This window comes from Erwinia papayae (assembly GCF_058241465.1).
This window is the reverse complement of sequence record NZ_JBZCHT010000013.1, coordinates 310,184-336,563: the sequence shown is the minus strand read 5'-3', so window position 1 is coordinate 336,563 and position 26,380 is coordinate 310,184. Positions and strand designations below refer to the sequence as shown.

Below are 26,380 nucleotides of genomic sequence, written 5' to 3'. Positions count from 1 at the left end.
GCCAGGTAAAGGACAAAACAGATGGATTTAACAACATACCCTCAGATTAACCCGCCACAGCGTCTGCTGATGGGACCGGGACCGATCAATGCCGATCCGCGAGTCCTGCGTGCCATGTCCGCACAGCTAATCGGGCAGTACGATCCGGCGATGACCCATTACATGAATGAAGTGATGGAACTCTACCGTGGCGTGTTCCGCACCAAAAACCGCTGGACGCTGCTGATTGATGGCACCTCACGCGCGGGTATTGAAGCGATCCTGCTGTCGGCCATTCGTCCTGGCGACAAAGTGCTGGTGCCGGTGTTTGGCCGTTTTGGTCATTTGCTGTGTGAGATTGCCCGCCGTTGTCGCGCTGAAGTACACACTATCGAGGTGCCGTGGGGCGAAGTCTTTAGCCCGGATCGCATTGAAGATGCGATCAAAGCGGTTCGCCCGCGCCTGCTGTTGACGGTGCAGGGTGACACCTCAACCACCATGCTGCAACCGCTGGAAGAGTTGGGCGCAATCTGCAAAAAGTACGGAGTGCTTTTTTACAGCGATGCCACTGCGTCACTGGCCGGTAATCCGCTGGAAGTCGATGCCTGGGGGCTGGATGCCGTTTCCGCCGGGATGCAGAAATGCCTTGGCGGTCCCTCCGGTACTTCACCGATTACGCTCAGCCCGGAGATGGAAGCGGCGATCCGCAAGCGCAAATGCGTGGAAGAGGGGATCCGTACTGCGGCACACCAGGATGGTGATGACGAGATGATCTGGTCCAATTATTTCGACCTTGGGATGATCATGGACTACTGGGGACCGGAGCGTCTGAATCACCACACCGAAGCGACCTCAGCCCTGTTCGGCGCACGGGAATCTGCGCGTCTGATCCTGGAGGAAGGACTGGAGAACGGTATTGCCCGTCACAAACTGCACGGTGACGCGATGCTGAAAGGCATTCAGGGGATGGGATTAGACACCTTCGGCGACCTGCAACACAAAATGAACAACGTGCTGGGGGTGATGATCCCTGAGGGCATCAATGGCGATGCCGTACGTAAACTGATGCTGGACGATTTCGGCATTGAGATCGGCACGTCATTTGGTCCGCTGCACGGCAAAGTCTGGCGTATTGGCACCATGGGCTACAACGCTCGCAAAGACTGCGTGATGCAGACGCTGAGCGCGCTGGAGTCAGTGCTGAATTATCAGGGTTTCAAAACCACCCAGGGCGCGGCGATGCAGGCTGCCTGGGATCACTATGCACAGGGGAACGGCTGATGAGAAATGGCCTGATGAGCGCGGCACAGGCGGCGCAGGCTGCCGCCAGGGTGATGGATCGCTGCGACCAGCTGGCTGAAATCAGCGAAACGCCGGGGCAACTTACCCGCGTTTATCTCTCTGCTGAGCATCTGCGCGCTAACGCGCTGGTGGGGGAGTGGATGGTGGCGGCGGGGATGCGCGTCTGGCAGGATGCAGTCGGTAATATTTGCGGTCGTTATGAAGGTGTTGCGGCAGGGGCACCCGCGCTGCTGTTGGGTTCGCATCTGGATACGGTGCGCAACGCCGGGCGCTATGATGGCATGCTGGGGGTGCTGACCGCGATTGAAACCGTGCAGCAGTTGCACGATGAGGGTAAACGGCTGCCGCTGGCGGTGGAAATCGTTGGTTTTGGTGATGAAGAGGGCACCCGCTTTGGTATCACACTGCTCGGCAGTCGGGGTATCACCGGCAGCTGGCCGGAAAGCTGGGTAAACCACCCGGATGGCAACAGTATTACCGTGGCGGAAGCGATGGCCGATGTCGGTCTGGATGCGGCGAAGATTCAGCAGGCGGCGCGGGAGGCCAGCGAAATTGTCGCCTATCTTGAACTGCATATTGAACAGGGCCCCTGCCTGGAGCAGGAAAACCTGCCGTTAGGAGTGGTGACCGCCATTAACGGGGCACGCCGTCTGAACTGTCGCTTCAGCGGTGAGGCCGGGCACGCGGGCACCGTGCCAATGAGCCACCGTAAGGATGCGCTGGCCGCCGCCGCCGAATGGATGGTGTTTACCGAACAGACCACGACGCAACACGGGCCGCAGCTGGTGGCGACCGTTGGCACGCTACAGTGTCTGCCGGGCGCGGTGAATGTCATTCCCGGTGAGGTAGCGCTGACGCTGGATGTGCGTGGGCCGGAAGACCGTCCGCTGGCTGAACTGCTGTCGGCGCTGTTAACTCAGGCAGAGGCGATTGCATTGCGGCGTGGTCTGACGTTCAGCGCCGAAGAGTATTATCAGATCCCGGCAACCCGTTGTGATGATAAATTGCAGTCGGTGCTGAGCGCGGTGGTCGGTGAGGTACAGGGCCGCAGCCTGTCGCTACCCAGCGGCGCGGGGCATGATGCGATTGCCATCGCCGGGCGCTGGCCGGTGGGCATGTTGTTTGTACGCTGCGATCGCGGCATCAGCCACCACCCGGCAGAATCGGTGCGGGAGGATGACGTTGCCAGTGCTATCCGTGCTTATGCGCAGGCGGTACAAAATGTGGCGACCAGCTGGGCAGGGTAAGTTTATTTTTCGCAGACACAACGCATGCAACCTGTGCAGTGAAAAGGCTGAGGGAGAAACAGATGAAGCTGCAATACTTTAATCAGGCACAGGGGGCGGATGCCGCCGCGCTGATCGCCCACTGTGTGGCACTGAACGACTGGGTGAACGCGCTGGTGGCCGGGCGGCCCTATTCCTCAACGGCAGCGTTACTGCAACAAGGGGATGCGCTGTCACGGCTGTGGGATGAACGGGCGCTTGAGCTGGCGTTGTCGGCTCATCCGCGCATTGGTGAGCGGGCGCAGGGCGGCGGTAAAGAAGCGCAGCTGTCAGGCGGGGAACAGGCCGGGGTTAATGCGCAAGATCAACAGCTTAAAGAGGCGCTGCGGGCAGGAAATACCGCTTATGAACAGCGTTTCGGACGGGTATTTTTAATTCGTGCCAGAGGACGCAGTGGAGAGGAGATGCTGGCCGAGCTACACCGCCGTCTGAACAATGACCCACAGCAGGAACAGCAGGAGGCGCTGGATCAACTGCGCGAAATCACCCTGCTGCGTCTGAAGGAGACGTTTGAATGAGTACCATCACCACCCATATTCTTGATACCGCGCTGGGCAAACCGGCCAGTGGCGTTCATCTTGTGCTGGAGCAAAAGGGCGGTCAGGGCTGGTCAGCGGTTGCATCCGGATGTACGGATGACGATGGCCGCGTCAAAAATCTGACGCCGGAGCCGCTGACCGCCGGTCAGTACCGGCTGATTGCTGACATCGGCGACTATTTTGCCGCCAGCGGGCGCGATGCGCTGTATGTCAGCGCGCAGATAGACTTCAGGTTGCCGGAAACCGCCAGCCACTATCACCTGCCATTTCTCATCTCCCCCTGGTCATGGTCCACCTACCGGGGGAGCTGATTTTCCATCTTTGCTGACAACGCCGTCTGCTCACTGGCCGAACCTTTGTCGGCACCAGCACAGCTTCGCTGACAGCGAATCACCGGGTGGAGTTGTATTTGTAAAAGCCTGGCTCCACCAGCCAGCGGTTCACATGCCGGAGAACAGATTCATGCTCACCCCGCCTGAGATGATCAGCGCCATCGCGATTATCGCGGGAAGATCCGGTTTTTGTTTGTAAAGGATCATCGAGCAAAGGGTGACGCCGACGATACCAAAGCCACACCACAGTGAGTAAGCCACCCCCACCGGAATGGTTGCCATTGCTCTGGTCAGGGCAAAATAACAGAGCGAATAGGCACAGACCACCAGCAGGGAGGGAGCCAGCTTACTGAATCCACTGGTCTTTTTAATCATCGAGGTGCCAGTAATTTCTGAGGTAATTGAAAGCGCCAGCCATAAAAATCCAATATTAAACATAGAACTATCCTTTTTTTAGTTACGGCTTGTGCCGGGCCAGTCAGGCGCTGAGCCGTGCTCAGGTTCCTGTATTCTGGCTGCACGCTGAGGTTGCTGTGTGCTGTCCTGCCGCTCGCAACGCCTGTCAGGACAGACCGGGTCGTTTATTTATCCGCTGCACTCGGCGATGGGGTGGATTTGCTGCTCTCTTCCGTGTTCTCCTCGTTGCCCATTTTAGAGAACAGATTCATGATGATGATGCCGCTGGCAATCACCGCCATACCTGTGATGGCGGCGGTATCCGGGTGCTGGTCGTAGAACGCAATCCCCAGTGAAGAAACCACCAGAATGCCGGTGCCGGACCAGGTGGCATAAGCCAGACCGACCGGGATATCCTTCACCGCACGGGACAGTGAGTAGTAGCAGGTGCAGTAAAGAAGGATCAGCAGCGCCAGCAGCAGGAAGCGGGTGGTGCCTGTGCTGTTGCCAAACATCTTAAGGGTTGAGGTGGCAGAGGTTTCTGAAATAATTACCAGCAGCATCCACAGCCAACATTTTGTTTTTGAAGACATAGTCAAACTCCCTGACATTAATGATTAAAGTTATCCCCGACATACTTCAGGTTGCAGATACATTGGCTGCACGAGTGCACCCCGGTCACTTACCTGAGTCAGCTGCTGGGGATTTACTCGCTGGCCGCTTTCCTGCAACGCGAATTATTTTGGGTAAATATTTTTTTGATTTTTCAGGTAATCACTGGCGGCATCGGTAAGCCGGTTATCGCTGGCAGATACCTGTGCCGGGTTACTGACCACGTCGCTGACGGTCAGATAACGGCGCGAAGGGCTGAGCACGGGCGTGGCCTGGGTCCGGAGGTCAGCTTTCGCCAGCAGCTGGTTAATGGTGCACAGCTGCACGCCACATTCGGCCAGTCTGGAGAGTGTCTCGCGCATTTTTCTCGCCCAGGGAGAATCCGGCATCACCCCGCGTAGCTGGTTCAGTTCACTGTCGGGATCGCAGTGGTAGCGCAACGCCAGCACCGGAATGCCTGCAAGCAGGGCATCATACAGTCGCTTCGCCACCGGACTTTGCAAATTCCCGTTGACCAGCTCGGCAGCCAGTGGATAGTCAGCAAACGGCAGCACCAGCGCCCGGTAAGGCGCGTCAGGCAAGCGTTGTTGCCAGTGCTCAGCGGGCAGAACATGACCGATTGCCTGCCACCGTGCGGCGTCCGGAATGGCGTCGTCGAGGGCAAAATGCAGCGGCAATACACAGCCTGCCAGCCGCTGGCAAATCTCCTGTCGGTAACCTTCAGCTGCGGTGACCATCACCAGTAGCGGTGGCTGCAATCGCTGGATAATGCGTGTTGCCAGGCATTCAATCTGTTCCTCAGTCATGATGTCACTCCGTTAACCTGCCAGCATGACCCGATCGCCATTTTTCAGTCCAGCGGCATTGGCCTCTTCGGTGTCGATGTGAAACTCCAGTAAAAAATCATCGCGTACCCGCACGATTACCTGATCGAAGGTCAGCTGGCGTTCAGCACTCTGTGTTCGCACGCTGACCTGCTGCCCGTTGCTGACGTGCAGATGCTGTGCATCCTGTGGCGACATATGAATGTGCCGCCAGGCGCAGATGACCTGTGACCGCAGTTCAACATGCCCTTTGGGGCCAATCAGCAGCGCGCTGCCTGAGTGATCAAGCTGGCCTGACTCACGAACCGGTGCCTGAATACCGAGGGTGAAACAGTCGGCGCGGGAAATCTCCAGCTGGGAAATCGGCCGGGTCGGGCCAAGAACGCGCACGTTGCACAGTGAGCCTTTCGGACCTACCACGGTCACGCACTCCTGAGCGGCAAACTGTCCGGGTTGCCGCAGCGCTTTTAACGACGTCAGGCTGTGGTCTTTGCCGAACAGGGTTTCAACATCCTGTTGTGCCAGGTGGACGTGGCGGTTGGAGATGCCCACCGGGATGGCTGGTGCGTCCGCGCACAGCCGGGTGGCGATCCTCTCCCGTAGCAGATCGTCGATCATGCCTTTCTCCCTTTTTTGCTGTTGGTGTTATTTGCCGGTTTATTCAGCACGGCAGGCTGAGCAGAGGGGAACTGAGGGGCGGTGCTGCCGCTGTTTTCTGCGGGCTGGTCAATCCCGGCGACTTTAAACTGGTCGGCTGCATCGGCTGCATCGGCGGTTGGGGATGCTGTCGTCGTCCTGGCAGGCTCAGCTACCTTCGGTGTGGCGGGATTGGGCGGCGTGGCGCACCGGGTTTGCGTGGGCGCGGGCGATCCTTTCAACTGCCCGATGGCCTGAACCACCTTACTGTCGGGACGGGCGATAATTAGCGAGCTGACAGGCTGATGGCTGGCGGCTACGCCGCGCTCAACGGCGGTTTTTACCGCGCTGATTTCCCCTTCGAAACAGACACTCACCAGCCCCGATCCGACTTTGCGATAGCCTGTGCAGGTTACGCCAGCGGCTTTACAGGCAGCATCCACCGCCTGAACAGCGGCGATAAATCCCGTGGTTTCAATTATCCCTAAACTTTTCATCACCGGCTCCTGTTAATGGCGAACTAAGCGAATATCAAAATCAAACTGGGCGAAAAAGGTTTCTAATTTATTCAGTTCCTGAGGGCTGTAAGAAGGGTCGCCCGTTACCGGATAAGGCATATCCAGACGTTCATATTTTTTCCGGCCAAGCTGGTGGTACGGTAAAATATCAATGCGACTGATATTTCCGCGTTTCGCCAGTTTCTGCACATAATGAATGGCACCGGTAATGGCATCCCATGAATCGTTATAGCCACGAACCAACGGCATACGTACAATGACCTTAGCGCCACAATCCACCAGCCACTCCAGATTGCGACAAATACCTTCATTACTGATGCCAAATAAGGCTTTATGATACTCGCTGTTAATTTGCTTAATATCGAAAAGAAATGTATCGGTGACCGGTGCCAGCTTCTGATAATTAGCCAGCGAGGTGGTTCCCTGGGTTTCCACCGCAGTATTGATCATCTTTTTTTTACATTCACTGAATAAAGCGACGGCAAAGTCCGTCTGGAGGCTCATCTCTCCTCCTCCGATGGTGACGCCACCGCCGGAAGAGAGATAAAAATCATAGTCCTGCATAATGATATCCATCAGTTCACCGACGCTGACGTCTTTACCGATAATATCCAGCGCATGACGGGTACATATTTCTTCACAGCGGCGACAACCAGAACAATCTTTATTCCGATTGACGAAATGTTTCATTTCACCATTTTCTTCCGCCCGATAATGAATACCCGTCGGACAAACGTTAACGCAGTCTCCGCAGTTGATGCATTTATCCTGTGAAAACATCACCTGAAACTGGCTGATTAATCCTTCCGGATTGGCACACCACGGGCAGCGGATATTACAGCCTTTAAAAAAATCAGTGTGCGGATCCCTTCACCATCATAAATAGAATATTTCTGGATATTAAAAATCCTGCCCGTTAATTCCTGAGTCACGTTCACGTTACTCTCCTGAATAATGCCTGACATGCTCTCAGCCTGTTTTCAGGTTGCAGAAGGGTAAGGGTTTTCACCTTTATTCGATGAAAAACTGGGGGCATTTATTTCTGCAACCCGAAACAGATGGCAAATATCAGAATTTATCAATCATGGTGCGACTGATAATTTCATCCTGAACTTCCTTGCACAGCTCAACAAAATAGGCACTGTATCCGGCGACACGGACAATCAGATCCCGGTATTTTTCCGGTTCCTGCTGGGCTTTTTTCAATACTTCGTTATCGACGTAGCTGAACTGCATCTGACCATTACCCAGCACAGACGCGGTGCGCAGTAAGGTAATCAGTCCCTGGCGACCTTCCTGCGTGTCCAGTAGCCCCTTAAGAAATTTGAAGTTATGCACCATGCCGATATTCATGCTCTCCACGTTCATCTTGCTTACCGACTTGATGATGGCGGTGGGACCCTGTTTATCTGCTCCCTGGGTCGGGCTGATACCGTCAGACAGCGGCATCCATGCCAGACGCCCGTTCGGCGTGGCGTTGGTCAGCTCGCCAATTGGCGTATTGTTGGAAATAGACAGCGTGCCGTGGCTGAGGGTGGAATAGAGCATCCTGTACTGACGGCACTCTTTTTCCGTCCACTCAGTGATCTCCAGCGCATACTGATCGACGTCATCATCATCGTTACCGTATTTCGGCGCATTCAGGCAGTCACGGCGCAGTGCATCGTAGCCTTCAAAGTTAGCCAGCAGGGCATCGCGGATCTGTTCCAGGGTATATTTTTTCTCTTCCCAGACCAGCTTGCGCAGAGCGATGAGCGAATCAACATAGGTCGCCAGACCGGAGAAGATCAGTCCCGGACCGTGATTAATCATGGCTCCGCCAGCGGTGACATCCCGGCCGCTTTCCATACAGCCTTCCACTAACAGAGACATCAGCGGTTTCGGCGCGATATCACGATGCACACGCTGACTGATCACCGTGCCAATCGCTGACAGGCGAATGATATGGGATATCTGCTTTTTCACCGCCGCTTCAAAATCAGCAAAGGTATGAAAATCACGCAGGTCGCCGGTATCCAGCCCCTGCTGACTGTCAAACAGCACCATCCGGCCACGGTTAAGGACAAACTCAATGGCAATCGGCCACTGGGTATAACCCGTGGAGGTCCACTGATAGATGCGCCCCGATTTCTGCGGTTCGACGCAGCCCATCAGGCAGTAGTCGCGGGCATCTTCAAAATCAAAGCCTTTACGCAGCATCATCTTGATATGGGAATCATCGAAATGGCAGGCCGGGAAGCCCATACCCGCCTTCACCACATCAACAATTTTTTCCATGTACTCAAGGGGCGACTGGTTGTGGATCCGGCAGGCCAGCGAAGGTTGGTACACTTTGACAAAGCGCACCGCATCCATAATCAGATAAGTCAGGTCATTGCAGGCATCGCCGCCAGTGCGTTTTTGACCGCCAACGGTCAGATTGATAAATGGTTGATAGCCGGCGAAATATTTCGCCCCCATCTCACTGGACATCCACATCAGCTCGGCACATTTGATAATAAACGCCTGCATCATTTCCAGCGCGCCGTCATGAGTCAGCCGTCCTTCACGAATATCCGCTGCAAACAGCGGATAACAGTATTGATCGACGCGACCCAGCGACAGACCAGTCTGGTTCTCTTCCACTTCAAACAGGGATTCCACGGTCCAGATACTTTGCAGCGCTTCCTGGAATGTGCGGGGAGGATTGGCCGGAACGTTCTGGTTGACCTCAGCAATGGTTAACAGTTCGGCGCGGCGTTGCGGATCCTGCTCACGGGCTGCCAGCTCACGGGCGTGGGCGGCGATGCGCTGAGCGTAAGCGATCACCCCTTCGCAGGTTTCAATGGCTGCTTTGTAGAAGTAAATGCGGTCAATCTCGTCCGGGTTTTCCATGCTCAACTGCGCAAGCCGTGAGCGGGCATCGGCCATAATGCCGTTCATACCTTTGGTAAACAGCAGGACGTCATAGCCCGGACAGGTATCACCGCCGCCATTGATTTGATGATAGGAGAGATCGCTGACGAAGGTCTCCCCACTGAACGCCCAGACACCGGCTTCCCGATACTGCGCCTCGCAGATTTCATCCAGCGAACGGCCTTCCCAGAAGGGCACGATCTCTTCACGTATGGTTTTTTTGTCCTCTTCGCTGATCTCAAAAGGATCCTGTGGGCGGCTGCTCATGGTATCCAGTTCGTCGCGTACCCAACGCCAGGCAATATCCGGTGAGAATGCCCCGGCACGCGGCTTACCGCAGGGATGGCCGACAATCAGTTCATCATCCTGAATCAATATCGGCGCGGTTTCGCAGGCGCGACGGAAGGCTTTGGCGCGTAGCAGAATCACCGGCATGCCGGGGTTAGCTTTCACCACCTCGGTAAAAGCCAGCGCCCGATAAATCGAGACGCTGGGACGCACCTGCAAATAGGCGTTGCGCAGGCGTTGTACGCGAGAGGTCAACCCTTCCATCACCTTGATGCTGTCAGTGCTGGCAACCGGTGCCGGGGCGGCCTGACTGCCGTGATACAGCCGTACCTGTAGATTAAGCTGATTTAAATTGTGGTGTGCGCTGAGAAACAGTGCTGACAGAGGATTAACCGCTACGCTGGCATCATCGAGCGTGGCACCCTGAATCAGAGCATCGAACATCGGGTAGCCATCAACGGCACAGGGTGCACGCACTTCGCTCAGCTCTGCCAGCTTAAACCACAGGCATTCGACGATTTCAAAGGCCTGCTGCTCGGTTATCGTGCCGTTACTGATATCCTGCTGATAGAAAGGCAACAGGGCTTTATCGGCACCTTCCGGATTGACCGCATAGCTGCCGTTGTCCAGATGCAGCGCCAGTTGGAACAGGTAAAATGCCTGGCAGGCTTCTTTAAAGGTCTGTGCCGGTAACGCCGGAACCCGATTCAGAATCGCGGCACTGTCGAGCAGCTCGGCGCGACGCCAGTGATTGGCTTCGGCGGCGGCAAGCGTTTCGGCACTGACGGCCAGTTTTTGCGCGAGGTTCAGCAGGCCATCGCAGGCGTAAACGGCCGAGCGGCAGGCGTTAACTTCGTCCATTCCGCTGCGGCTGACGGCGCTGCCCAGCGTGCGGATCCGCTCTTCCAGTTGCCGTTTGACGGCATTTATCCCTTTGCCAATCACCAGCATATAGTCCGGTGAGTCAGGAGAGTCGTTAAGGCTCAGAAAGCGGAAGACGGAAGGGCGCTGAAGCGTACTGTCATCATGAAAGATTGCGCCGTGCAGTTTCCTGCTCTGATTACCGACAATCAGTTCATCCGTGTGGATGCTGACAGGCAGTTGGCGCATCAGGTCGCAGAAGCGACGGGCCGGTTTAACCGCCGTCGGAATACCGGCGATATCGCTTTCCAGTTGGTTGAGGGTACTGGCGTGCTCGCTGCACAGGGTGCTTTTTTGTGAGAGTAAACGCTCTGCCAGCACCCTGACGCGCGGTGTTAAGCTGTGGTGTGCCATGGTAAATGTCTCCAGTTTTAAACCTTTACGAAATGACCGTACCGGCCCATGCCCGGCGGTAAAGTGCGCTTAATGCCTGGGCATCCGGTGTTCTGGGATTGGCCGGTGTGCAGCTGTCATCCAGCGCCTGGCTGACCATCTCCGCCAGCCGGTGCTCGAAATCAGCTGCATCGATGCCGGTCTCCCTGATGCCTTCTGGCAGTGTCATCTCTGCTTTTAATGCCCGGATGGCGGCAAGCAGGCTGTTGACGCCCTGGCGTACCGTCGCTGCTGGCAGATCCAGCAGATGGGCCAGTCGGGCATATTTATGGGCGGCGGGGGTATCACAATTTCCCTGATAGTCGGCGTTCCAGGCGACCACCTCTGCCATCAGTAGCGCATTCGCCCGACCGTGCGGCACCCGAAATACCCCACCGAGGGCATGTGCCAGGCTGTGAGTGATGCCCAGAGAAGCATTGGTGAAAGCCATGCCAGCCATACAGGAGGCGTTATGCATTTTTTCCCTCGCCAGCAGGTTGTCGCCACTGCGCCAGCACGTTGGCAGATAGCGAAAGACCTGCTGTACGACCTTTTCTGCCAACGCATCAGAAAAATCACTGGCGTGGCGGGAAACGAAGGCTTCCAGTGCATGGCAAAGGACATCCATACCGGTGTCGGCGGTGATGGCAGGCGGTACTGAGCACACCAGTTCCGGATCGAGAATGGCGATATCCGGCAGCAGTGAGGGATCGACCAGTACCAGTTTTTCGGCGTGAGCTTTTACCACCGAGAAGGCGGTCACTTCAGACCCTGTGCCGCTGGTGGTGGGAATTGCTACGAGGCAGGGACGTTGCCGCCCTGCTTCAGGTTGGGTCTGGGCGAGGGAAAAAATCACGGCTTTGGCCGCATCAATCACCGAGCCGCCGCCCAGTGCGATAACCAGATCCGGATAGTGGGCATCCATCAGTTTCATCCCACGTACCACGGTGGCAATATCCGGATCGGGGATAACGTCATCCCACAGGGTAAAAGGGATGCCGCGTTGATTCAGGATGCGGGTGACCCGCGCTGCAAGGCCAAACCTGACCATCGCCTGGTCCGTGACCAACAGAGCCTGAGTTGCAGTCAACTCACCGAGCGCAGCGAGCGCACCCTGACCAAAACGAATGCCGGGTTTCAGCAAAAATTCATTCATCGAACACCTCTCCTTAGCGATCCCGACACACATTCTCGACAATGGCCACCACCGACATTGCCTTGTAGCGGTCTTTGTTCAGGGCGAAATAAGCTTCCGCCAGCACAATGTCGTTTATTCCCGCGCCAACGCAGTCGACAGCCACCCAGGTTTTGTTTTTTCTCAACTGCTGATCGTCATCTAGTTGGGTGATCAGCAGCAGGTTGCTGCCGCGTAGCTCAGCGCATTTCTGCGTGGCGACAACATGTCCGGTTACCTTTGCGAGAATCATCGTTATATCGCCTTATCTGCCTGCGTTATTGACCCAGGCGTTTCAGCACCTGACGGATAACCTGTTCGACATGCTGTTCACTGATCTCCGCTTCTGCTGTGGCAGGGACAGCCTGGCCGAAGCGATTGTCAGCCGCCGAGCTGGTCGGGGTGTTGAAGCGAACGTCATCAAGGATGCTGTGATGGGGATTATTTTCCGGGCTGACGGAGAGGCCGGACGGCGTTGGCGAACGGCTGCCCGGCACTCGCAGTTCATCAATAGTGCGAACGCCATAACCCACTTTGCGAATATTGAGCAGATTCATCGGTCCAACGTTATCAGAGCTGGAACCGCCGCCAACGGCCCCACAACCCAGGGTCAGAGCAGGCGAAATATTGGTGGTTGCCCCGATGCCGCCCAGTGCGGCAGGCGTGTTAACCAGAATGCGGTTAACCGGTTTTTCGAGAGCAAACTGGCGCACAACCTCTTCATTGCGGGTGTGGATCACCAGCGTATGGCCAAGCCCCTCATTGGTCAGCAGCGCCATGGCTCTCTGGCAGGCAGTTTTCCAGTCTTCTGCCACATACAGGCCTAGCACCGGGCAGAGTTTTTCTCGTGAATAAGGGTTGCGACGGGAGACATCGCTTTGCTCAGCGATCAGAACGCGGGTGGTGGTGGGAACGGTAAATCCTGCCATCTGGCTCAGGGTAAGGGCGGTTTTACCCACGACGTCAGGGTTGATGCTGCCGTTTGCCCGCAACAGTAATGCCGCCAGACTGGCTGCCTCACTTTCGTTCATAAAGTATGCGCCCTGAGCGGCCAGCTCACGCCGTACTTCCTCGCTGATACAGCGTTCCACGATAATAATCGACTGCTCAGACGCGCAGATCACCCCGTTATCGAATGTTTTACTGGTGAGGATATCTTTTACCGCTTGCGGAATATCGGCGCTGCGCTCAATAAACGCCGGGCCGTTGCCGGGGCCGCCGCTGATGGTCGGGGTGCCAGAAGCATAGGCTGCGCGCACCATCCCCTCACCGCCGGTGGCAAGGATTAATGAGACGTCTTTGCTGTGCATTAATTCTGAGGTCGCTTCCACCGTCAGTTCGGTAATGGCGTCGACGCAGCCTGCGGGCGCGCCCGCTGCTTCGGCGGCGCGCTTAACGATGTCAATGGCTTTCCAGCTACACTGACGGGCTCCGGGATGAGGAGAGAAGATGATGGCGTTGCCGGATTTCAACGCGATCAGGGTTTTATAAATCACCGTTGAGGTCGGATTAGTGGAGGGAACCAGCGCGCAAATCACGCCAAGAGGTACGCCCACGTCCATCACTTTATTAACCTGATCGTCATGAATGATGCCGACGATTTTCATTTCTGGTTTTAATGCTTTCTCATGCTTACCTAGTTTGTATGTTTATCAATAAGTTAACCTCAAAACCACACTGTATATTGTTCCAGTGTTTTTTGACGTTTGCGCAGTTATGCGGCAAACTGTGGGGTAATCGGTGGGGTAACGAAAACGGTTAAGAACTGAAGATGGCAACGTCAATCAATCGGCTCAGTGACAAAAAGTTACGTGCTTTACTTGGCGTACCAGCGGAGAGGCTTACAAAGATTTCTGACGGTGCCGGATTGATGGTGCGCGTCACGAAAGCGGGATCAATCACCTGGCTGTATAAATATCGCCTGGGTGGCCGTGAGACAGAGGCAAAACTGGCAACACTTGGCCGTTATCCCGATCTGAGTCTGGCAAAGGCGCGTGAAATGCGTGACCAGTGCCGCCAGTGGCTGGCAGAAGGGCGTGATCCGCAACGTATGCTAAAGCTTGACAGGCAAACCACGTTAAAGCCCGTCACGGTGAAAGATGCCATAGATTACTGGCTCACTCAGTATGTCGATGGGAATCTGGTTAATGATGTTCGATACCGCGAGCGATTTGATAATCACATCTTCCCCCACATTGGCGATATGGCACTCTCAGACTGCGAAACGCATCACTGGCTTACCTGCCTTGCCCGAACAAAGAAAACAGCCCCAAGCATTGCCGGAATGCTTCTACAGATGTCACAGCAGGCATTTAAATTTTGCCGTGTTCGCCGCTATGCGGTTAGTCACGTTCTGGACGGGTTAACAATGCAGGATATAGGCGTCAAAGTTAATCGCCGCAAGCGCGTTCTATCCAGTCGTGAATTGCGCGATCTACTTGCCGCCCTGAATACAGATTTCTTTGCGCCTTATTATCAAAATATCGTTTATTTGCTGCTGGTGTTTGGTGCCAGAACGGTAGAGCTGAGACTTTCAACACCCGGCGAATGGGATTTAAAAGACCGGCTCTGGACAGTGCCAGAGAACCACAGTAAAACCGGAGAGAAAATTATCAGGCCGATACCTGACAAACTGATGCCGTTGATTACCCAACTTCTGGAAGAAAATAAACGAAGTGGTTACCTGCTGGGCGAGCTGAAGAAAAACACCGCCGTTAGCCAGGTGGGAGCATACATAGCGCACAGGCTTGATCACGCTGAGCACTGGCGACTTCATGACTTGCGCCGCACCTTTTCAACCGGAATGAATGATTTAGGCATACCGCCACACATCGTTGAATTGCTTCTGGGGCACTCGCTGGGCGGGGTAATGGCCGTGTACAACCGTAGTCAATACCTGCCCGAAAAACTGGATGCACTGAATAAATGGGTTGAACGTCTCGATGTTCTGGCCGGTAATCACAGAAACGTAGTATTACTTAAGGCTGGTGGAGATGAATAACTATCCTGATTATGTTCACGATGAAATGATAAGATATTATGAGTCTGAACTTATTAATATTGGTGAATGTAAGGACATAGCGGGTAAGTTAATTTTTGATGAGCGAATGTCTTTCGTCTGGAGCGCACTTTCAAAAAGAGCCAATTCTAAGGAAATGCCATACTTTTTCTTTGCGAGTCTGACAGAGAAGATAGAATTGTTAAATAAAGGCCCTTGTGAATGGGATTTAATAACCCATAGAAACAAGATGGCTAAGCTAAAAAGGATTTCTGAACTTTCCAGGCTGCTCTCGTTGGAGATTGAGGGTACGCCAGTTGACATTTCAGTCACATCTTTCATGAATCATAGGGTTTTCGTTCGAAGTTTCCAAGATAAGTGGGAAGGCAATGATAGATTAAAAATGATGAATTTTACCCTTGAAAAATATTGCTCAGAAGGAAATGGCTTTTACTTTGATAAAACTGAAAACGATTTAGGAATTTCAAATGTATGGAGTTCTGTTGGAGTAAATGGGCCGCATGTAAGCTCTGTTCTTGATTCGTTGAGCAGAAAGGCCGCAGAATATAGCCCAGCATCGGTAATAAAAAGAAAAGGTGACAATCCCGAAAAGACTTATTTTGTCAGGTCTTTAAGTGATTTTTTCAAAGACTTTTTTGGTGAGTCTCTATATAACATCACAGCCGTTATAAGCAGCATTTTTCTCAACATTGAAATTGATATCGAGACAGTGGTCAGCATTACAAAGTCAGGTAAGCCATTGGCGTAAAACCATATGAAAACCCCTGTTTTATGCCAATGTTGCTTAATCGACATAAGAATCGCTTTTTGTGCCAATGATGTATAAATAGCGATTTATAGAGGTTTAGCGCAAATTACATAATCATTTTTGACACTGCACAATCTCCATAACACCAAAACGGAGAAGTAAACATGTCAAATAATGCACCTGCGCAAGCTCAACAATTTACCCCCCGACTCCTGAGCAACGCCGCACTATTCTCAATGAGTACGCTTTCAAATACGACAAGCGCATTCGTGAGGATGAGTGCGTGGAAATCACCAGCCTTTCCCGATCTACCCGCTGGAAGATGGAGCAGGAAGGCCGCTTTCCCGCACGCTGTCACTTTGGTCGAAATAGCTGTGCTTGGCTCCTTTCTGATGTTCTCTGGTGGGTACGTAATCCACCGGCAGTAAATAACGTCAACAACCCATACAGCCGCAAATCGGCTTAAGGGGGCACTATGCAGAATTTAAATCAATTGGTACCCATCCATCGTGGAAACATTGGCGGCGAGATTGCATCCCTCGCCAGCGCCAAAAAGCTGCATGCCTTTCTGGAGGTTGGCCGCGACTTCACTACATGGATTAAGGGACGCGTCAACCAATACGGATTTACAGCGGGTGTGGATTTCATAGTTGTGGAAAATTTGAGCTCCCCCGTTTCGGGGAGCGCAAAATATCGCCAACAGCTTGAACATGATTACCTGATCACCACAGATATGGGTAAAGAACTGGCAATGGTTGAGCGCAACGATAAGGGCAGAGAGGTTCGCCGGTATTTCATCAACTGCGAACGACAAGCGAAGGCCGCTGCTATTCCTCAGTCACTTCCCGAAGCATTGCGCCTCGCCGCTGATATGGCAGAGAAAGCCACGCGCCTTGAAATCCAGTTGCAGGAGACAGCACCAAAAGCTGATTTCGTTGACCGGTTCGTAAATGCCTCTGGAAGCATGGGATTCAGGGAAGCGGCAAAACTTCTGAACATCAAAGAGACTTTGTTGCGCCGCTTCCTGATTGATAAAGGGATCATGTATGCGCTGGCAGGAAAATTGACACCTTACGCCCATCACATCGAGTCCGGGCGCTTTACTGTCAAAACTGGCGAGAACATGACTAATGGGCATGCATTCATCCAAGCGAAATTTACGCCAAAAGGTATTCAGTGGATGGCTAAAAAACTTTTTGAGGCTGGGATGCTGGGAGGTCGAAATGCGGGAGCCTAATAAAACAAAGGCGACCTTGCAGGGTCGCCAGTGGAGCAGAACAGAATTAACTCAGGGCCAGGATAGCACACTGATCATTCTGGTCAATCCTGATATAGCTGCTAATTCGAGCGAAGTCCAAGCGCCAAAAATGGCGTTAGCCTGCCGGGAGGGATGCTCAGATGTGAGCAACGGTCAGCCGTTTGGCTCTGTGCCAACAAGCTTCTCACAGGTTGGGCGCAACAAATCATGTTCTTTACTCCCACACACTAAATGTGAGGAAGAACAGGATTTAAAGATAATAAGCGCGATTATTACTGCGGCTAACACCAAGACTATTTTTTTCATTACTTATCCCTTTGGTTCGATGCCTAAATTGCGGAGCTTGTCCCGGCAAGCCTCTTTAACCCAGGCGCTAAATTGTCCGGGGCCAGCTTCTGAATCAATTTGCTGTAAAAGTGAGTCTTCGAAGCGGATATTTTTCTTTGTGCTGCCTGAACGTTCGAAAGCAGATTTGGTAATTTTATCTTGCACTGGTACGTACCGGTATTATAGGATGAAACCCAATGGTACGTACCACGATGTTTTTGTGCAACCATTAAATACAGCGAAGCCCGGAAGTGTTACCAGCACTAACGGGCCTCTAACCACCACCGTTAGAACAAGTAACGAGGCAGCTATGAAAGATCATACCACACACCCGCAAGGGCGGCATTTCTACACCTGGCGCTTTCTGGCACTTAACCGTCACGATAAGAACGCCACACTGTGCCGCCTGTCCGTTGAGGCTCCCACAGAACGCGAAGCCCGCCGCATTCTGGCACCACACTTCATCCTCTCGCTGGCTGCACGTTTGCCGCTTCAGGAGGTGCACCATGTCTAATCGCACAGTAGCCCAAAACCATCACTACAAGCTGGCCTGCACCGCCATGCATCATATAAACGCCCTGCTGATAGCTGTAGAGCAGCACGGCATTGAAATGGATAGCGGGGATGTTCTTGCAGCAATTGGCGGTATTCAGGCTATTGCCATAAACGTGAGTAGATCACTGGAGAAGCTTGGAGATATGGAGGTGAAGCATGGCTGATATGCATGGTATGCAAAAGCTCATCAACACTTATTACAACATCACCAGTAATGATGCTAAAGATGTGCTGAGGTTGGCGGAAGAGGCTGAAGATACGCTTTGTTCTGGCATTGTTGCCATCGGTGATCTGATGCATCACGCCTCTGAAAATAGTGATTATGGCGAAAATTCAATGCGTTCTGACATGTTCAATATTGGCTTGTTACTGCGGTGCCTGGGTAATTTTCAGGCTGCTATTGGCACTACCATTGAGAACTGTAAGCACTCTATCAGCCAGGCCAAAAGGGAGAAGCGCCAATGATCAGCAATGTAAAATTTAATGAGCTGTCTGGTCGTGTTGATTCTTTGCTTCAGCGTGTGGATGAACTTGACTCAAAAATTAAATCGCTGGTGGCTACACAGGGTGGTGAAATTCCGCCTGGCATGTCCCCTGTATCAACACTTGCGGCTGAATATGGTATTTCGACGAAGAAAGCTGAGGAGCTGGCACAGAACACCGGCGTGATGATAGTTAAACACAAAGCTGGTGGCTATCTGGTCCACGATGAGAAGTTCAGGGAGGCGGCACGGCTTGTACTTAAAGCGGCCAAACGTAAATATGGTTCGGCGTACTGGTATCACCCACTGATTGGCAAATTCCAGATGAGCGGGGGGATACCGAAATGACAGATACCGCAATCACGCATGAAGAAATGTCTGATGCGCTGTTCACCTGCGTTTACAGCTGGATAAATGGTCACGTACTGGACAAAAAAGAAACGGTGGCCGCAGCAGCGCGGCACAAGGATAAATCCACGCCATACGGCGCACTGGCGCAACGCCTGAAGGGCTTTGTGGTTGGTGCCGGGGTTACCTATGAGGAACTGAGCGAAAACGGCCTGTTGATGACCGACAAAGCCGCGCAGAAGAAAAACCGTATAGAGCTGGTGGCCGATCTGATTGGCAATGACGGTGTTAAAGCTGTTCTGACCGATTCCAGTCGGATCAACCGGGTATTCCCACCTGAAAAACCGGAGAAGAAAAAGAAACGTGTGGCTGATGCGGCCACATCTTCTCTGGCGCATATGGGACCAAGCCAGCGAGGGGAGGTGTTACTTAGTCACTATGATGGCCTTCTGTCGCTTCATGATGATTCAAATACCGTTCATCACTACACCGGAATTCTGTGGCAACCGCTGAACGATAAGGAACTGACGCGGGAGATGGCCGCTATTTTCATTGAGGCAGATGTACCCTATTCGATGCCAACCGCGAGGAACGCCGTTGATACGATGAAGCTGAGTCTGCCACTTATGGGGATCACTGCCCGTAATCTGATTGGTTTTCGCAACGGGGTTTTTGATACCCGGTCTGGGGTTTTCAGGGAACACAACCGGGAAGACTGGCTGCTGATCGCCAGTGATGTGGATTTTGTGCCGCAGCAGGATGGCGAGACACTGGAGAGCCATGCCCCGGCGTTCTGGAAGTGGCTGACCTGGGCAACCGGAGGCAACAGCCGTAAAGCGGATCGTGTTCTGGCCGCACTTTATATGGTTATGGCCAACCGCTTTGACTGGCAGTTGTTTCTTGAGGTTACCGGGGCTGGTGGCAGTGGTAAGAGCGTCATGGCTGAGATTTGCACCATGCTTGCAGGCAAGGCCAATACCGTATCGGCCAGCATGAAAGCACTGGAGGAACCGAGGGAAAGAGCGCTTGTCGTGGGCTACTCATTAATCATTATGCCGGACATGACGCGCTATGCAGGTGACGGCGCAGGCATCAAGGCGATCACTGGCGGTGATAAGGTGGCTATCGATCCGAAACATAAAGCTCCCTATTCCACCCGTATCCCTGCGGTGATTCTGGCCGTAAACAATAACGCTATGACGTTCAGTGACCGTAGCGGCGGCATATCCCGGCGCAGGGTGATATTCAACTTCTCACAGGTGGTGCCTGAGAACGAGCGTGATCCGCTGCTGACGGAGAAAATAGAGTCAGAGCTTCCGGTTATCATTCGCCATATGCTCACCCGGTTTGCTGATCAGTCAGAGGCAAAGCGTTTACTGTTTGAGCAGCAGAAGTCCGAAGAAGCGCTGGCTATCAAGCGTGAGGGAGATTCCCTGGTGGACTTCTGCGGCTATCTGATGGCTATGGTTGAGTGCGAGGGAATGATTGTGGGCAATGCTGAAATGGTGCCGTTCAGTCCGAGGCGTTACCTCTACCACTCCTATCTGGCGTATATGTCCGCGCATGGCCTGGGCAAGCCTGTTTCCCTGACGCGCTTCGGTACGGATATGCCGGGGGCAATGTCTGAGTACGGCAAAGAGTACAAGCGTAAGCAGTGCACCAGAGGGGCCGATAAGGGCAGAACCATTTCCAATATTCTGCTGGGTGACGATGCTGACGGCTGGCTCCCTGCTGCCTCAGGACTCCCCGATACAGATGTAAAAAATTAAAATAACTGGTTTAAGTGTCTACCGTGTCTACTGATGAAAATAATCATCTATAAATCAGTTAATTAGTACGGTAGACAGTTGGTAGACACTAAGGGTTAAAGTGTCTACCGTGTCTACTTTTTGATTGTTTTATATACAAAAGGTAGAGAGTCGGTAGACAGTAGTAGACACTTAAAAGGTCAACTCCCTACCACTTAACCTACTGAATTAAATGTAAAATATCGCTGCGGTAGACAGGTAGACACTTAAACGCATAAATTTTATTTTTCTGTGTTTTATTTTTTGTTTAAGCACCGTCAAACGCTTCCTGAATGAGAGGGAATAACGTTTGTGAAAAACCTGTACCAGCAACAACTGGCCCTTTAACCGGAGTTTTAAAATGCCAAAAACGCTTAAAGAAATTCGTGACCATTATGATCACTACGGTATCACCGACATTCCGACAATGGACTTACCTCACTATCAGCAGGTGCTGGCTGATGGCGCTTTCTTCTGGATAGATCACCATGATTTTGTGAGAAGCACTTTTTCTGAGGAAATCTTCGCCACAAACCGTGAACAGCTTGATGCGCTGATAGCCCACCTTCAGAAGTACAGGGAAAAGATGCAGGGGCAGGGTTGAAGCCTTTGCCAAAAAAAGCATTTGACCTGTCCCAACTGTAACAAAGTGATCTAAGATAGGCTAAATCATTAGCAAGGAGCATGTATGGATACGGTTGAAGAACTTAACGGGACGTACTTCTATAACGGTATTCCCAACCTTTCTGCGGGAGAATTATTCTTCTGGGTATTTCTGGATAAAATTGATGAGCAATACGGCATACATGATTTAGTCGCTGTCAGCAGCATTATCCTTGGGTTACCCTTACTGAAAACTCGTGCTAAGCCGGGTGCGGCAACCAAAGGGACTTCGATAGCCTCTAAAATGTCCCGTCAGTATCTTGATATACATTTGCCATTCAGGCTTCCCACTATCACGAATAAAAGCATTAAACTTTTAAAACCCATGTATGTGAATAACCTGGGGGCATTTGTTGGAAGAACGGTGCCGGTAGTCGGCTGGCTACTACTCGCGAATGATTTCGCCCAAATCACATTTAAAACGATGACCACTTATAATCGTATAGTTCGAGATGGTGATAAAGTATGGTAACTGAAAATGAGGTCCTCACTTTTTTTCAGGATGAGTTGCCCATATTAGGCTTGCTTCCAACTAAAAGTAATGCTGTGGGAATGGATGATATTCTTCAGGAATACACGGAACAAGAAGATCTATTTCCTACTCTTGATAAGTTCGGGCATCATTTCGGTATTGATTTATCTGCAATGGATATGAACAAATATTATCCGTGGGTTACGCCCTGGTTCTTCCGCAAGTGGTTTACCAGTAAACCTCTTAAACAAGAAAAGAAACCGCTCACGGTCAGGATGTTTGCTGAATCAGCCGAAGCGGGGCGCTGGCTTTATGACTGAGCAGTTAGATAAATAATTTTGTAAATTATTCGTACCCATGTTTACCCGTGATTACCCCTGTCTCTGACGGGGGTTTTCTTTATATTTTTCATGTATATCTTGAAAAGTGGCACTCAGACGTGAGCCGCCACTGGCCGTTAAATCAAGCTGTAGCGAGTGCAGCCTGTGGGATGCAGAAAAAGATTTAGCGGCCTCCCTATTCCCGGACTGGTTTCACGTCTCAACATTTAACGTTACGAGAAACCACGACATGAAAAAATTGCTTGAACTCCGCCAGGAGAAAACCGCCCTCAAAACCCGGATGCGCTCCATCATGGATAAAGCCACTGAGGAAAAACGCAACCTGAACGCTGACGAGGGTAAACAGTTTGATGAACTCCGCGCCAGAGCAGAATCCCTTGATACTGATATTTCCCGCCTTGAAGCGTTGGCCGATGAAGAACGCAATCAGCCGGGTAAGCCAGTGGACGGTAAAAAAGTCTCTAACGACGAGCTGCGTCACTACATCCTGACAGGCGAAACCCGCGCCCTTTCCACTGCGGTTGGCTCCGATGGCGGCTATACCGTTATTCCCGATCTCGACAAAGAGATTATGCGCCAGCTGACCGATGATTCCGTGATGCGTCAGATCGCCACCGTGAAGACCACCAGCAGCAATGAATATAAAAAGATGGTATCCGTGGGCGGTGCAGTAGTGAATCACGGCGAAGAAGGTGTGGCCCGTACCGAAACCAGTACGCCAAAGCTGGAAGAAGTAAGCATTAAGCTGTTCCCGATCTATGCCTATCCGAAGACCACCCAGGAAATTCTGGACTTCAGCGATGTGGATATTCTGGGCTGGCTGTCATCTGAAATCAGCGACACCTTCACCGAAACCGAAGAAACCGACCTGCTGACCGGAGACGGGGCTAAAAAGTCCAAAGGCTTCCTGTCCTATCCCCGCGCGGCCACTGGCGACAAAACCCGCCCGTTCGGTACGCTGGAGAAAATGGAGACTGCCGGAGCCTCGCCCGTTGCTGACGAGCTGATCGACCTGTTGTTTAAGCTGAAGGCCAAATACCGCAAAAATGCCGTATGGGTGATGAACTCCAGTTCAGCCGCTGCCCTTCAAAAGCTGAAGAACGGTAACGGTGACTACATCTGGCGTGATCGTCTGACTGAGGGTTCCCCTGATCTGCTGCTGGGCCGTCCGGTTTACTACCTTGAAAACATGAGCGATGCAGCAGCAGGCGAACCGGTGCTGGCCGTGGGCGACTTCAGGCGCGGTTACTACATCGTGGATCACACTACCGGAGTGCGTACCCGCCCGGACAACATTACCGAACCGGGGTTCTACAAGGTGCACACCGATAAATACCTGGGCGGCGGGCTGGTGGACTCCAACGCCATCAAGGTACTGGAAATTCCGGGTTCAGGTTCCTGATCCGATGATTCAGGGGCTGCGGCCCCTTTCCTGCCTTCTGGAGTCTGACCCATGAAAAATAATGATTTTGAAATCCGCACCTCTGAACTGAGCGCCGCCGATAAAAAGCTGGTGGGCTATGCCGTCCGTTACAACAGCCTGTCAGAGGTTATCTGGGACGAGTTTGTAGAACAGTTCGCACCCGGTGCCTTTGCGGCCAGTCTCGCCAGCGGTACTGACTGCCGCGCACTGTACGAACATGATTATACCCAGCTGCTGGGGCGCACCACGTCCGGCACTCTGATCCTCACCGAAGACAATACCGGACTGCGCTTTGAGCTGACGCCACCCGATACTCAGCTGGGCCGCGATGTGCTTACGCTGGTGGAGCGTGGCGATATCTCCGGAATGTCCTTCGGCTTCAGAGCGCTCAATGAGGAATGGAACGTTGCCGCCTCGCCCTATGTCCGCACCGTGACCGCCGCCGAGCTGCGGGAGATCACCGTCACCAGTATGCCCGCCTACACAGAGAGCAGTGTGGAGATCGCCCGCCGTTCTCTCTTGTCACAGCATCCTTCGCTGGCTGGCCTGAGTCTGGACATGCGCCGCCGTCAGGCCGAACTGGCGGGGTTGTGATATGTGGCCTTTTCGCAGAAAAGACGAGCAGCGGAGCATGACCATTGATGAGTTTCTGGCGATGGCAGGGATTCCCAATACCGGTTCAGGCGAATACGTGTCTGCGGGTACAGCGGAGTCTCTGCCTGCGGTGATGAATGCCGTGGCGGTAATCAGTGAGGCCGTGGCAACAATGCCCTGCTATCTGTATAAAGTCCGTAATGATAAAGGCCGTGAAGCGCGTGAATGGCTGGACGGTCACCCGGTGGATCACCTGTTGAACGAAGCGCCCAACGACTGCCAGACCGCCTACCAGTTCAAACGTACCATGATGCGCCACTGCCTGCTGAACGGTAACGCCTACGCGGTGATCCAATGGGGCCGTGATGGACAACCGCAATCATTATATCCGTATGTACCCGGCGCAGTGGTGCCGGAGCGCATTGCCGAACATCGCTATAAATACACCATTACCGAACCCTACAGCGGCACGGTGCGCACCTATCTACAGGAAGAAATCCTGCATCTGCGTTATGCCACGGACGATGGATTTCTGGGCCGTTCGCCGATCACCATCTGCCGGGAAACGCTGGGTCTTGGTCTTGCCCAGCAGCGGCACGGGGCCAGCATCATGAAAGATGGCATGATGGCAGCGGGTATCGTCAAATCAAAGGACTGGCTGGATAGTGTGAAGGGCAAGCAGGCGCTGGACGCACTGGAGCGTTACAAAGGTGCGAAGAACGCCGGAAAAACACCCATCCTCGAAGGTGGCATGGAGTACGAACAGCTTGGCATGAGCAATCAGGATGCCGAATGGCTGGCCTCCCGACGCTTCACGATTGAAGACATTGCCCGCATGTTCAACGTGTCGCCAATCTTCCTTCAGGAATACGGCAACAGCACCTACAGCAATTTCAGTGAGGCCAGCCGTGCCTTTCTTACAATAACCATGCGTCCGTGGCTTGCCAACTTTGAGCAGCAGATTAAATCCTCCCTGCTGGTGGCCTCGCCCGTTCCCGGCATCCGGTATCAGATGGAATTCGACTCTGCCGATCTTCTCCGCGCCACACCTACCGATCGTTATGCCACCTATGAGAAAGGCATTAAGTCCGGCGTGATGTGTCCTAACGAAGCCCGCGAACGCGAAGGGATGCCCCCACGTGAAGGTGGTGACGAGTTCAGCCAGGCATGGAAACAGGAGTTCAGCGTGAAGAAGTCCGGGGAGGCTGAACAGTGAGAGCCGGAACCATGCGTCACCGCGTGACCATTCAGAATTTCAAGTCAAAGCGCCTGCCGTCCGGGCAGATTCAGCAGGTATGGACAGACACTGCCACCGTATGGGCCGAGGTGAAAGGCGTGAGCGGGCATGAGGTTATCGCCAGCGGTGCGGAAAAATCAGAGGTCACCTTTCGCATGTGGATACGCTACCGGGCCGATGTGACCAGCGCCAGCAGGATACTCTGGCAGCAGAAAGGCCAGACCAGACAGGGTTATGCCGTGGTGTCAGCCCTGCCGGATGAAAAGAACACGCGGCTTGAACTGTTATGCAAAGGAGGCGTTAAGCCATGAGTGAACTGATCACGCTGGCAGAGGCAAAGCTGCACTGCCGCATTGATGATGACTATGAAGACACGCTGATTGAGGCCTATATCACCGCCGCGCTTGAGGTCTGTCAGAAGCATATCGGCAAACGCTTTGACACCGAGCCGCCGCAGATTGCTTTCAATCCTGCCCTGAAGGTGGGCTGCATGATGTACGTCTCACAGCTGTATGAATACCGCACCACTATCAGTGAAGTGGAAACCAGCGAAGTATCGATGGCTATATCCGCGCTGTGGTCAGTCTATCGCGATGTGGGAGTGTACTGATGCCGTGGCAACCCTTACGCCGCTGTAGTGAGGCTGGCTGTAATGTCCGGGTGAAGTCAGGCAAATGCGATACCCATAAGCGGGCGGCATCCAGACAGCAGAACGCCAGACGAGACGGACGCCGTGAACGGGGATATACGCCTGAATGGGATAAGTATCGACTGGTCTTTCTGAAGGCTAACCCGTTATGTGTTCACTGCCTCCGTCTGAACATCTATACGGCTGCAACCATTGTTGATCACATCATCCCTATTGAAGGTGGCGATGATGTGCTGTTCTGGCCTGCCAGCAATCATCAGCCGCTATGTCATTCCTGTCACTCCCGCAAGACCACAACCACAGACCCGGTGACCAAGCAGCAGCGTAAGGCAGGTAAGTACCGTGAGCAGGAAGAAGCCGCACGTCACCGTAACGACTGGATGTATACCCATGACTGAGCAGG

General features: G+C 53.2%; 29 protein-coding genes and 4 pseudogenes. 22 read left to right on the top strand and 11 right to left on the bottom strand.

Translation table 11 applies throughout. The features are described 5' to 3' along the window. Positions 1-21 precede the first annotated feature (21 nt). The 4 genes from AC3RPL_RS17730 to uraH all read left to right on the top strand — a co-directional run bounded on the left by AC3RPL_RS17730 (position 22) and on the right by uraH (position 3,417). On the top strand, positions 22-1,260 hold the full coding sequence (locus AC3RPL_RS17730; protein ID WP_490741007.1) for a pyridoxal-phosphate-dependent aminotransferase family protein: 1,239 nt from the start codon (positions 22-24) through the stop codon (positions 1,258-1,260). Next, entirely contained in the window at positions 1,260-2,528 is a 1,269-nt protein-coding gene (gene hpxK, locus AC3RPL_RS17725) for an allantoate amidohydrolase (protein ID WP_490741006.1), read from the top strand. Before AC3RPL_RS17730 ends, hpxK begins: the two co-directional genes overlap by 1 nt. Positions 2,529-2,590: 62 nt before the next feature. Continuing rightward, the gene (uraD, locus tag AC3RPL_RS17720; protein WP_490741005.1) at positions 2,591-3,085 is read left to right on the top strand and encodes a 2-oxo-4-hydroxy-4-carboxy-5-ureidoimidazoline decarboxylase; all 495 of its coding nucleotides are present in this window, start codon (positions 2,591-2,593) and stop codon (positions 3,083-3,085) included. Continuing rightward, positions 3,082-3,417 (top strand): hydroxyisourate hydrolase, encoded by a 336-nt coding sequence (gene uraH, locus AC3RPL_RS17715; protein WP_490741004.1) that lies wholly within the window; start codon positions 3,082-3,084, stop codon positions 3,415-3,417. The genes uraD and uraH overlap by 4 nt, the downstream gene beginning before the upstream one ends. A gap of 129 nt (positions 3,418-3,546) precedes the next feature. On the opposite strand, the gene AC3RPL_RS17710 is transcribed toward uraH, so the two are convergent. The 10 genes and pseudogenes from AC3RPL_RS17710 to AC3RPL_RS17665 form a co-directional block, all read right to left on the bottom strand. Further along, entirely contained in the window at positions 3,547-3,876 is a 330-nt protein-coding gene (locus AC3RPL_RS17710) for a DMT family transporter (protein ID WP_490741003.1), read from the bottom strand. 143 nt (positions 3,877-4,019) lie between these two features. Next, positions 4,020-4,427, bottom strand: a complete 408-nt coding sequence (locus tag AC3RPL_RS17705; RefSeq protein ID WP_490741002.1) for a DMT family transporter — start codon at positions 4,425-4,427, stop codon at positions 4,020-4,022. A gap of 144 nt (positions 4,428-4,571) precedes the next feature. Further along, positions 4,572-5,252, bottom strand: a complete 681-nt coding sequence (locus AC3RPL_RS17700) for a hypothetical protein (protein WP_490741001.1) — start codon at positions 5,250-5,252, stop codon at positions 4,572-4,574. A gap of 12 nt (positions 5,253-5,264) precedes the next feature. Further along, complete coding sequence (locus AC3RPL_RS17695; protein ID WP_490741000.1) at positions 5,265-5,888, bottom strand: phosphate propanoyltransferase; 624 nt, start codon at positions 5,886-5,888, stop codon at positions 5,265-5,267. Positions 5,889-6,067: 179 nt separating this feature from the next. Next, positions 6,068-6,403 (bottom strand): annotated as a pseudogene (locus AC3RPL_RS17690) (BMC domain-containing protein); the annotation flags it as partial. A gap of 12 nt (positions 6,404-6,415) precedes the next feature. Continuing rightward, positions 6,416-7,362, bottom strand: a pseudogene (gene cutD / locus AC3RPL_RS17685) (choline TMA-lyase-activating enzyme). Positions 7,363-7,492: 130 nt separating this feature from the next. After that, complete coding sequence (gene cutC / locus AC3RPL_RS17680) at positions 7,493-10,882, bottom strand: choline trimethylamine-lyase (protein WP_490740999.1); 3,390 nt, start codon at positions 10,880-10,882, stop codon at positions 7,493-7,495. 25 nt (positions 10,883-10,907) lie between these two features. Beyond that, positions 10,908-12,056: a 1-propanol dehydrogenase PduQ gene (locus AC3RPL_RS17675; protein ID WP_490740998.1), complete on the bottom strand. Its 1,149-nt coding sequence runs from the start codon at positions 12,054-12,056 to the stop codon at positions 10,908-10,910. Positions 12,057-12,069: 13 nt separating this feature from the next. Next, positions 12,070-12,327 (bottom strand): EutN/CcmL family microcompartment protein, encoded by a 258-nt coding sequence (locus AC3RPL_RS17670; protein ID WP_034933891.1) that lies wholly within the window; start codon positions 12,325-12,327, stop codon positions 12,070-12,072. A 25-nt stretch (positions 12,328-12,352) separates the two neighbouring features. Then, positions 12,353-13,684, bottom strand: a pseudogene (locus AC3RPL_RS17665) (aldehyde dehydrogenase family protein); the annotation flags it as partial. Between the two features lie 161 nt (positions 13,685-13,845). On the opposite strand from AC3RPL_RS17665, the gene AC3RPL_RS17660 reads away from it, so the two are divergent. From AC3RPL_RS17660 to AC3RPL_RS17645, 4 genes and pseudogenes are all read left to right on the top strand, one after another. Beyond that, positions 13,846-15,075, top strand: a complete 1,230-nt coding sequence (locus tag AC3RPL_RS17660; protein ID WP_490740997.1) for a tyrosine-type recombinase/integrase — start codon at positions 13,846-13,848, stop codon at positions 15,073-15,075. Then, positions 15,068-15,841 carry a hypothetical protein gene (locus tag AC3RPL_RS17655; RefSeq protein ID WP_490740996.1) on the top strand — a complete coding sequence of 258 codons (774 nt, stop codon included), beginning with the start codon at positions 15,068-15,070 and terminating at the stop codon, positions 15,839-15,841. Before AC3RPL_RS17660 ends, AC3RPL_RS17655 begins: the two co-directional genes overlap by 8 nt. A gap of 196 nt (positions 15,842-16,037) precedes the next feature. Further along, positions 16,038-16,307: a helix-turn-helix transcriptional regulator gene (locus AC3RPL_RS17650; RefSeq protein WP_490742080.1), complete on the top strand. Its 270-nt coding sequence runs from the start codon at positions 16,038-16,040 to the stop codon at positions 16,305-16,307. 27 nt (positions 16,308-16,334) lie between these two features. Next, positions 16,335-17,078 (top strand): annotated as a pseudogene (locus tag AC3RPL_RS17645) (phage antirepressor KilAC domain-containing protein); the annotation flags it as partial. Between the two features lie 330 nt (positions 17,079-17,408). Here AC3RPL_RS17645 and AC3RPL_RS17640 read toward each other — a convergent pair. Beyond that, the gene (locus AC3RPL_RS17640; protein WP_490740995.1) at positions 17,409-17,591 is read right to left on the bottom strand and encodes a DUF3950 domain-containing protein; all 183 of its coding nucleotides are present in this window, start codon (positions 17,589-17,591) and stop codon (positions 17,409-17,411) included. Positions 17,592-17,736: 145 nt separating this feature from the next. On the opposite strand from AC3RPL_RS17640, the gene AC3RPL_RS17635 reads away from it, so the two are divergent. From AC3RPL_RS17635 to AC3RPL_RS17570, 14 genes are all read left to right on the top strand, one after another. Next, positions 17,737-17,940 carry a host cell division inhibitor Icd-like protein gene (locus AC3RPL_RS17635; RefSeq protein WP_490738512.1) on the top strand — a complete coding sequence of 68 codons (204 nt, stop codon included), beginning with the start codon at positions 17,737-17,739 and terminating at the stop codon, positions 17,938-17,940. Then, the gene (locus AC3RPL_RS17630; RefSeq protein ID WP_490738513.1) at positions 17,933-18,145 is read left to right on the top strand and encodes a hypothetical protein; all 213 of its coding nucleotides are present in this window, start codon (positions 17,933-17,935) and stop codon (positions 18,143-18,145) included. Before AC3RPL_RS17635 ends, AC3RPL_RS17630 begins: the two co-directional genes overlap by 8 nt. Beyond that, positions 18,138-18,446, top strand: coding sequence for a hypothetical protein (locus tag AC3RPL_RS17625; protein ID WP_490738514.1), 309 nt, complete (start codon positions 18,138-18,140; stop codon positions 18,444-18,446). The genes AC3RPL_RS17630 and AC3RPL_RS17625 overlap by 8 nt, the downstream gene beginning before the upstream one ends. Continuing rightward, positions 18,443-18,811: a hypothetical protein gene (locus AC3RPL_RS17620; RefSeq protein WP_490738515.1), complete on the top strand. Its 369-nt coding sequence runs from the start codon at positions 18,443-18,445 to the stop codon at positions 18,809-18,811. Before AC3RPL_RS17625 ends, AC3RPL_RS17620 begins: the two co-directional genes overlap by 4 nt. After that, a complete protein-coding gene (locus AC3RPL_RS17615) occupies positions 18,808-20,580 on the top strand; it encodes a DNA primase family protein (protein WP_490738516.1) in 1,773 nt (590 codons plus the stop codon). Before AC3RPL_RS17620 ends, AC3RPL_RS17615 begins: the two co-directional genes overlap by 4 nt. Before the next feature lie 379 nt (positions 20,581-20,959). After that, positions 20,960-21,202, top strand: coding sequence for a hypothetical protein (locus AC3RPL_RS17610; RefSeq protein ID WP_490738517.1), 243 nt, complete (start codon positions 20,960-20,962; stop codon positions 21,200-21,202). A gap of 84 nt (positions 21,203-21,286) precedes the next feature. Beyond that, positions 21,287-21,733 carry an STM2901 family protein gene (locus AC3RPL_RS17605; RefSeq protein ID WP_490738518.1) on the top strand — a complete coding sequence of 149 codons (447 nt, stop codon included), beginning with the start codon at positions 21,287-21,289 and terminating at the stop codon, positions 21,731-21,733. Beyond that, a complete protein-coding gene (locus AC3RPL_RS17600) occupies positions 21,727-22,053 on the top strand; it encodes a DUF1493 family protein (RefSeq protein ID WP_490738519.1) in 327 nt (108 codons plus the stop codon). Before AC3RPL_RS17605 ends, AC3RPL_RS17600 begins: the two co-directional genes overlap by 7 nt. A 250-nt stretch (positions 22,054-22,303) precedes the next feature. After that, entirely contained in the window at positions 22,304-23,476 is a 1,173-nt protein-coding gene (locus AC3RPL_RS17595; RefSeq protein WP_490738520.1) for a phage major capsid protein, read from the top strand. A gap of 51 nt (positions 23,477-23,527) precedes the next feature. Continuing rightward, positions 23,528-24,091, top strand: coding sequence for an HK97 family phage prohead protease (locus tag AC3RPL_RS17590; protein ID WP_490738521.1), 564 nt, complete (start codon positions 23,528-23,530; stop codon positions 24,089-24,091). 1 nt (position 24,092) lies between these two features. Then, positions 24,093-25,307 (top strand): phage portal protein, encoded by a 1,215-nt coding sequence (locus tag AC3RPL_RS17585; RefSeq protein ID WP_490740994.1) that lies wholly within the window; start codon positions 24,093-24,095, stop codon positions 25,305-25,307. Beyond that, the gene (locus tag AC3RPL_RS17580) at positions 25,304-25,639 is read left to right on the top strand and encodes a phage head closure protein (protein ID WP_490738523.1); all 336 of its coding nucleotides are present in this window, start codon (positions 25,304-25,306) and stop codon (positions 25,637-25,639) included. The genes AC3RPL_RS17585 and AC3RPL_RS17580 overlap by 4 nt, the downstream gene beginning before the upstream one ends. Continuing rightward, positions 25,636-25,938, top strand: coding sequence for a head-tail connector protein (locus AC3RPL_RS17575; protein ID WP_490738524.1), 303 nt, complete (start codon positions 25,636-25,638; stop codon positions 25,936-25,938). Before AC3RPL_RS17580 ends, AC3RPL_RS17575 begins: the two co-directional genes overlap by 4 nt. After that, a complete protein-coding gene (locus AC3RPL_RS17570; RefSeq protein ID WP_490738525.1) occupies positions 25,938-26,375 on the top strand; it encodes an HNH endonuclease in 438 nt (145 codons plus the stop codon). The genes AC3RPL_RS17575 and AC3RPL_RS17570 overlap by 1 nt, the downstream gene beginning before the upstream one ends. Positions 26,376-26,380 lie beyond the last annotated feature (5 nt).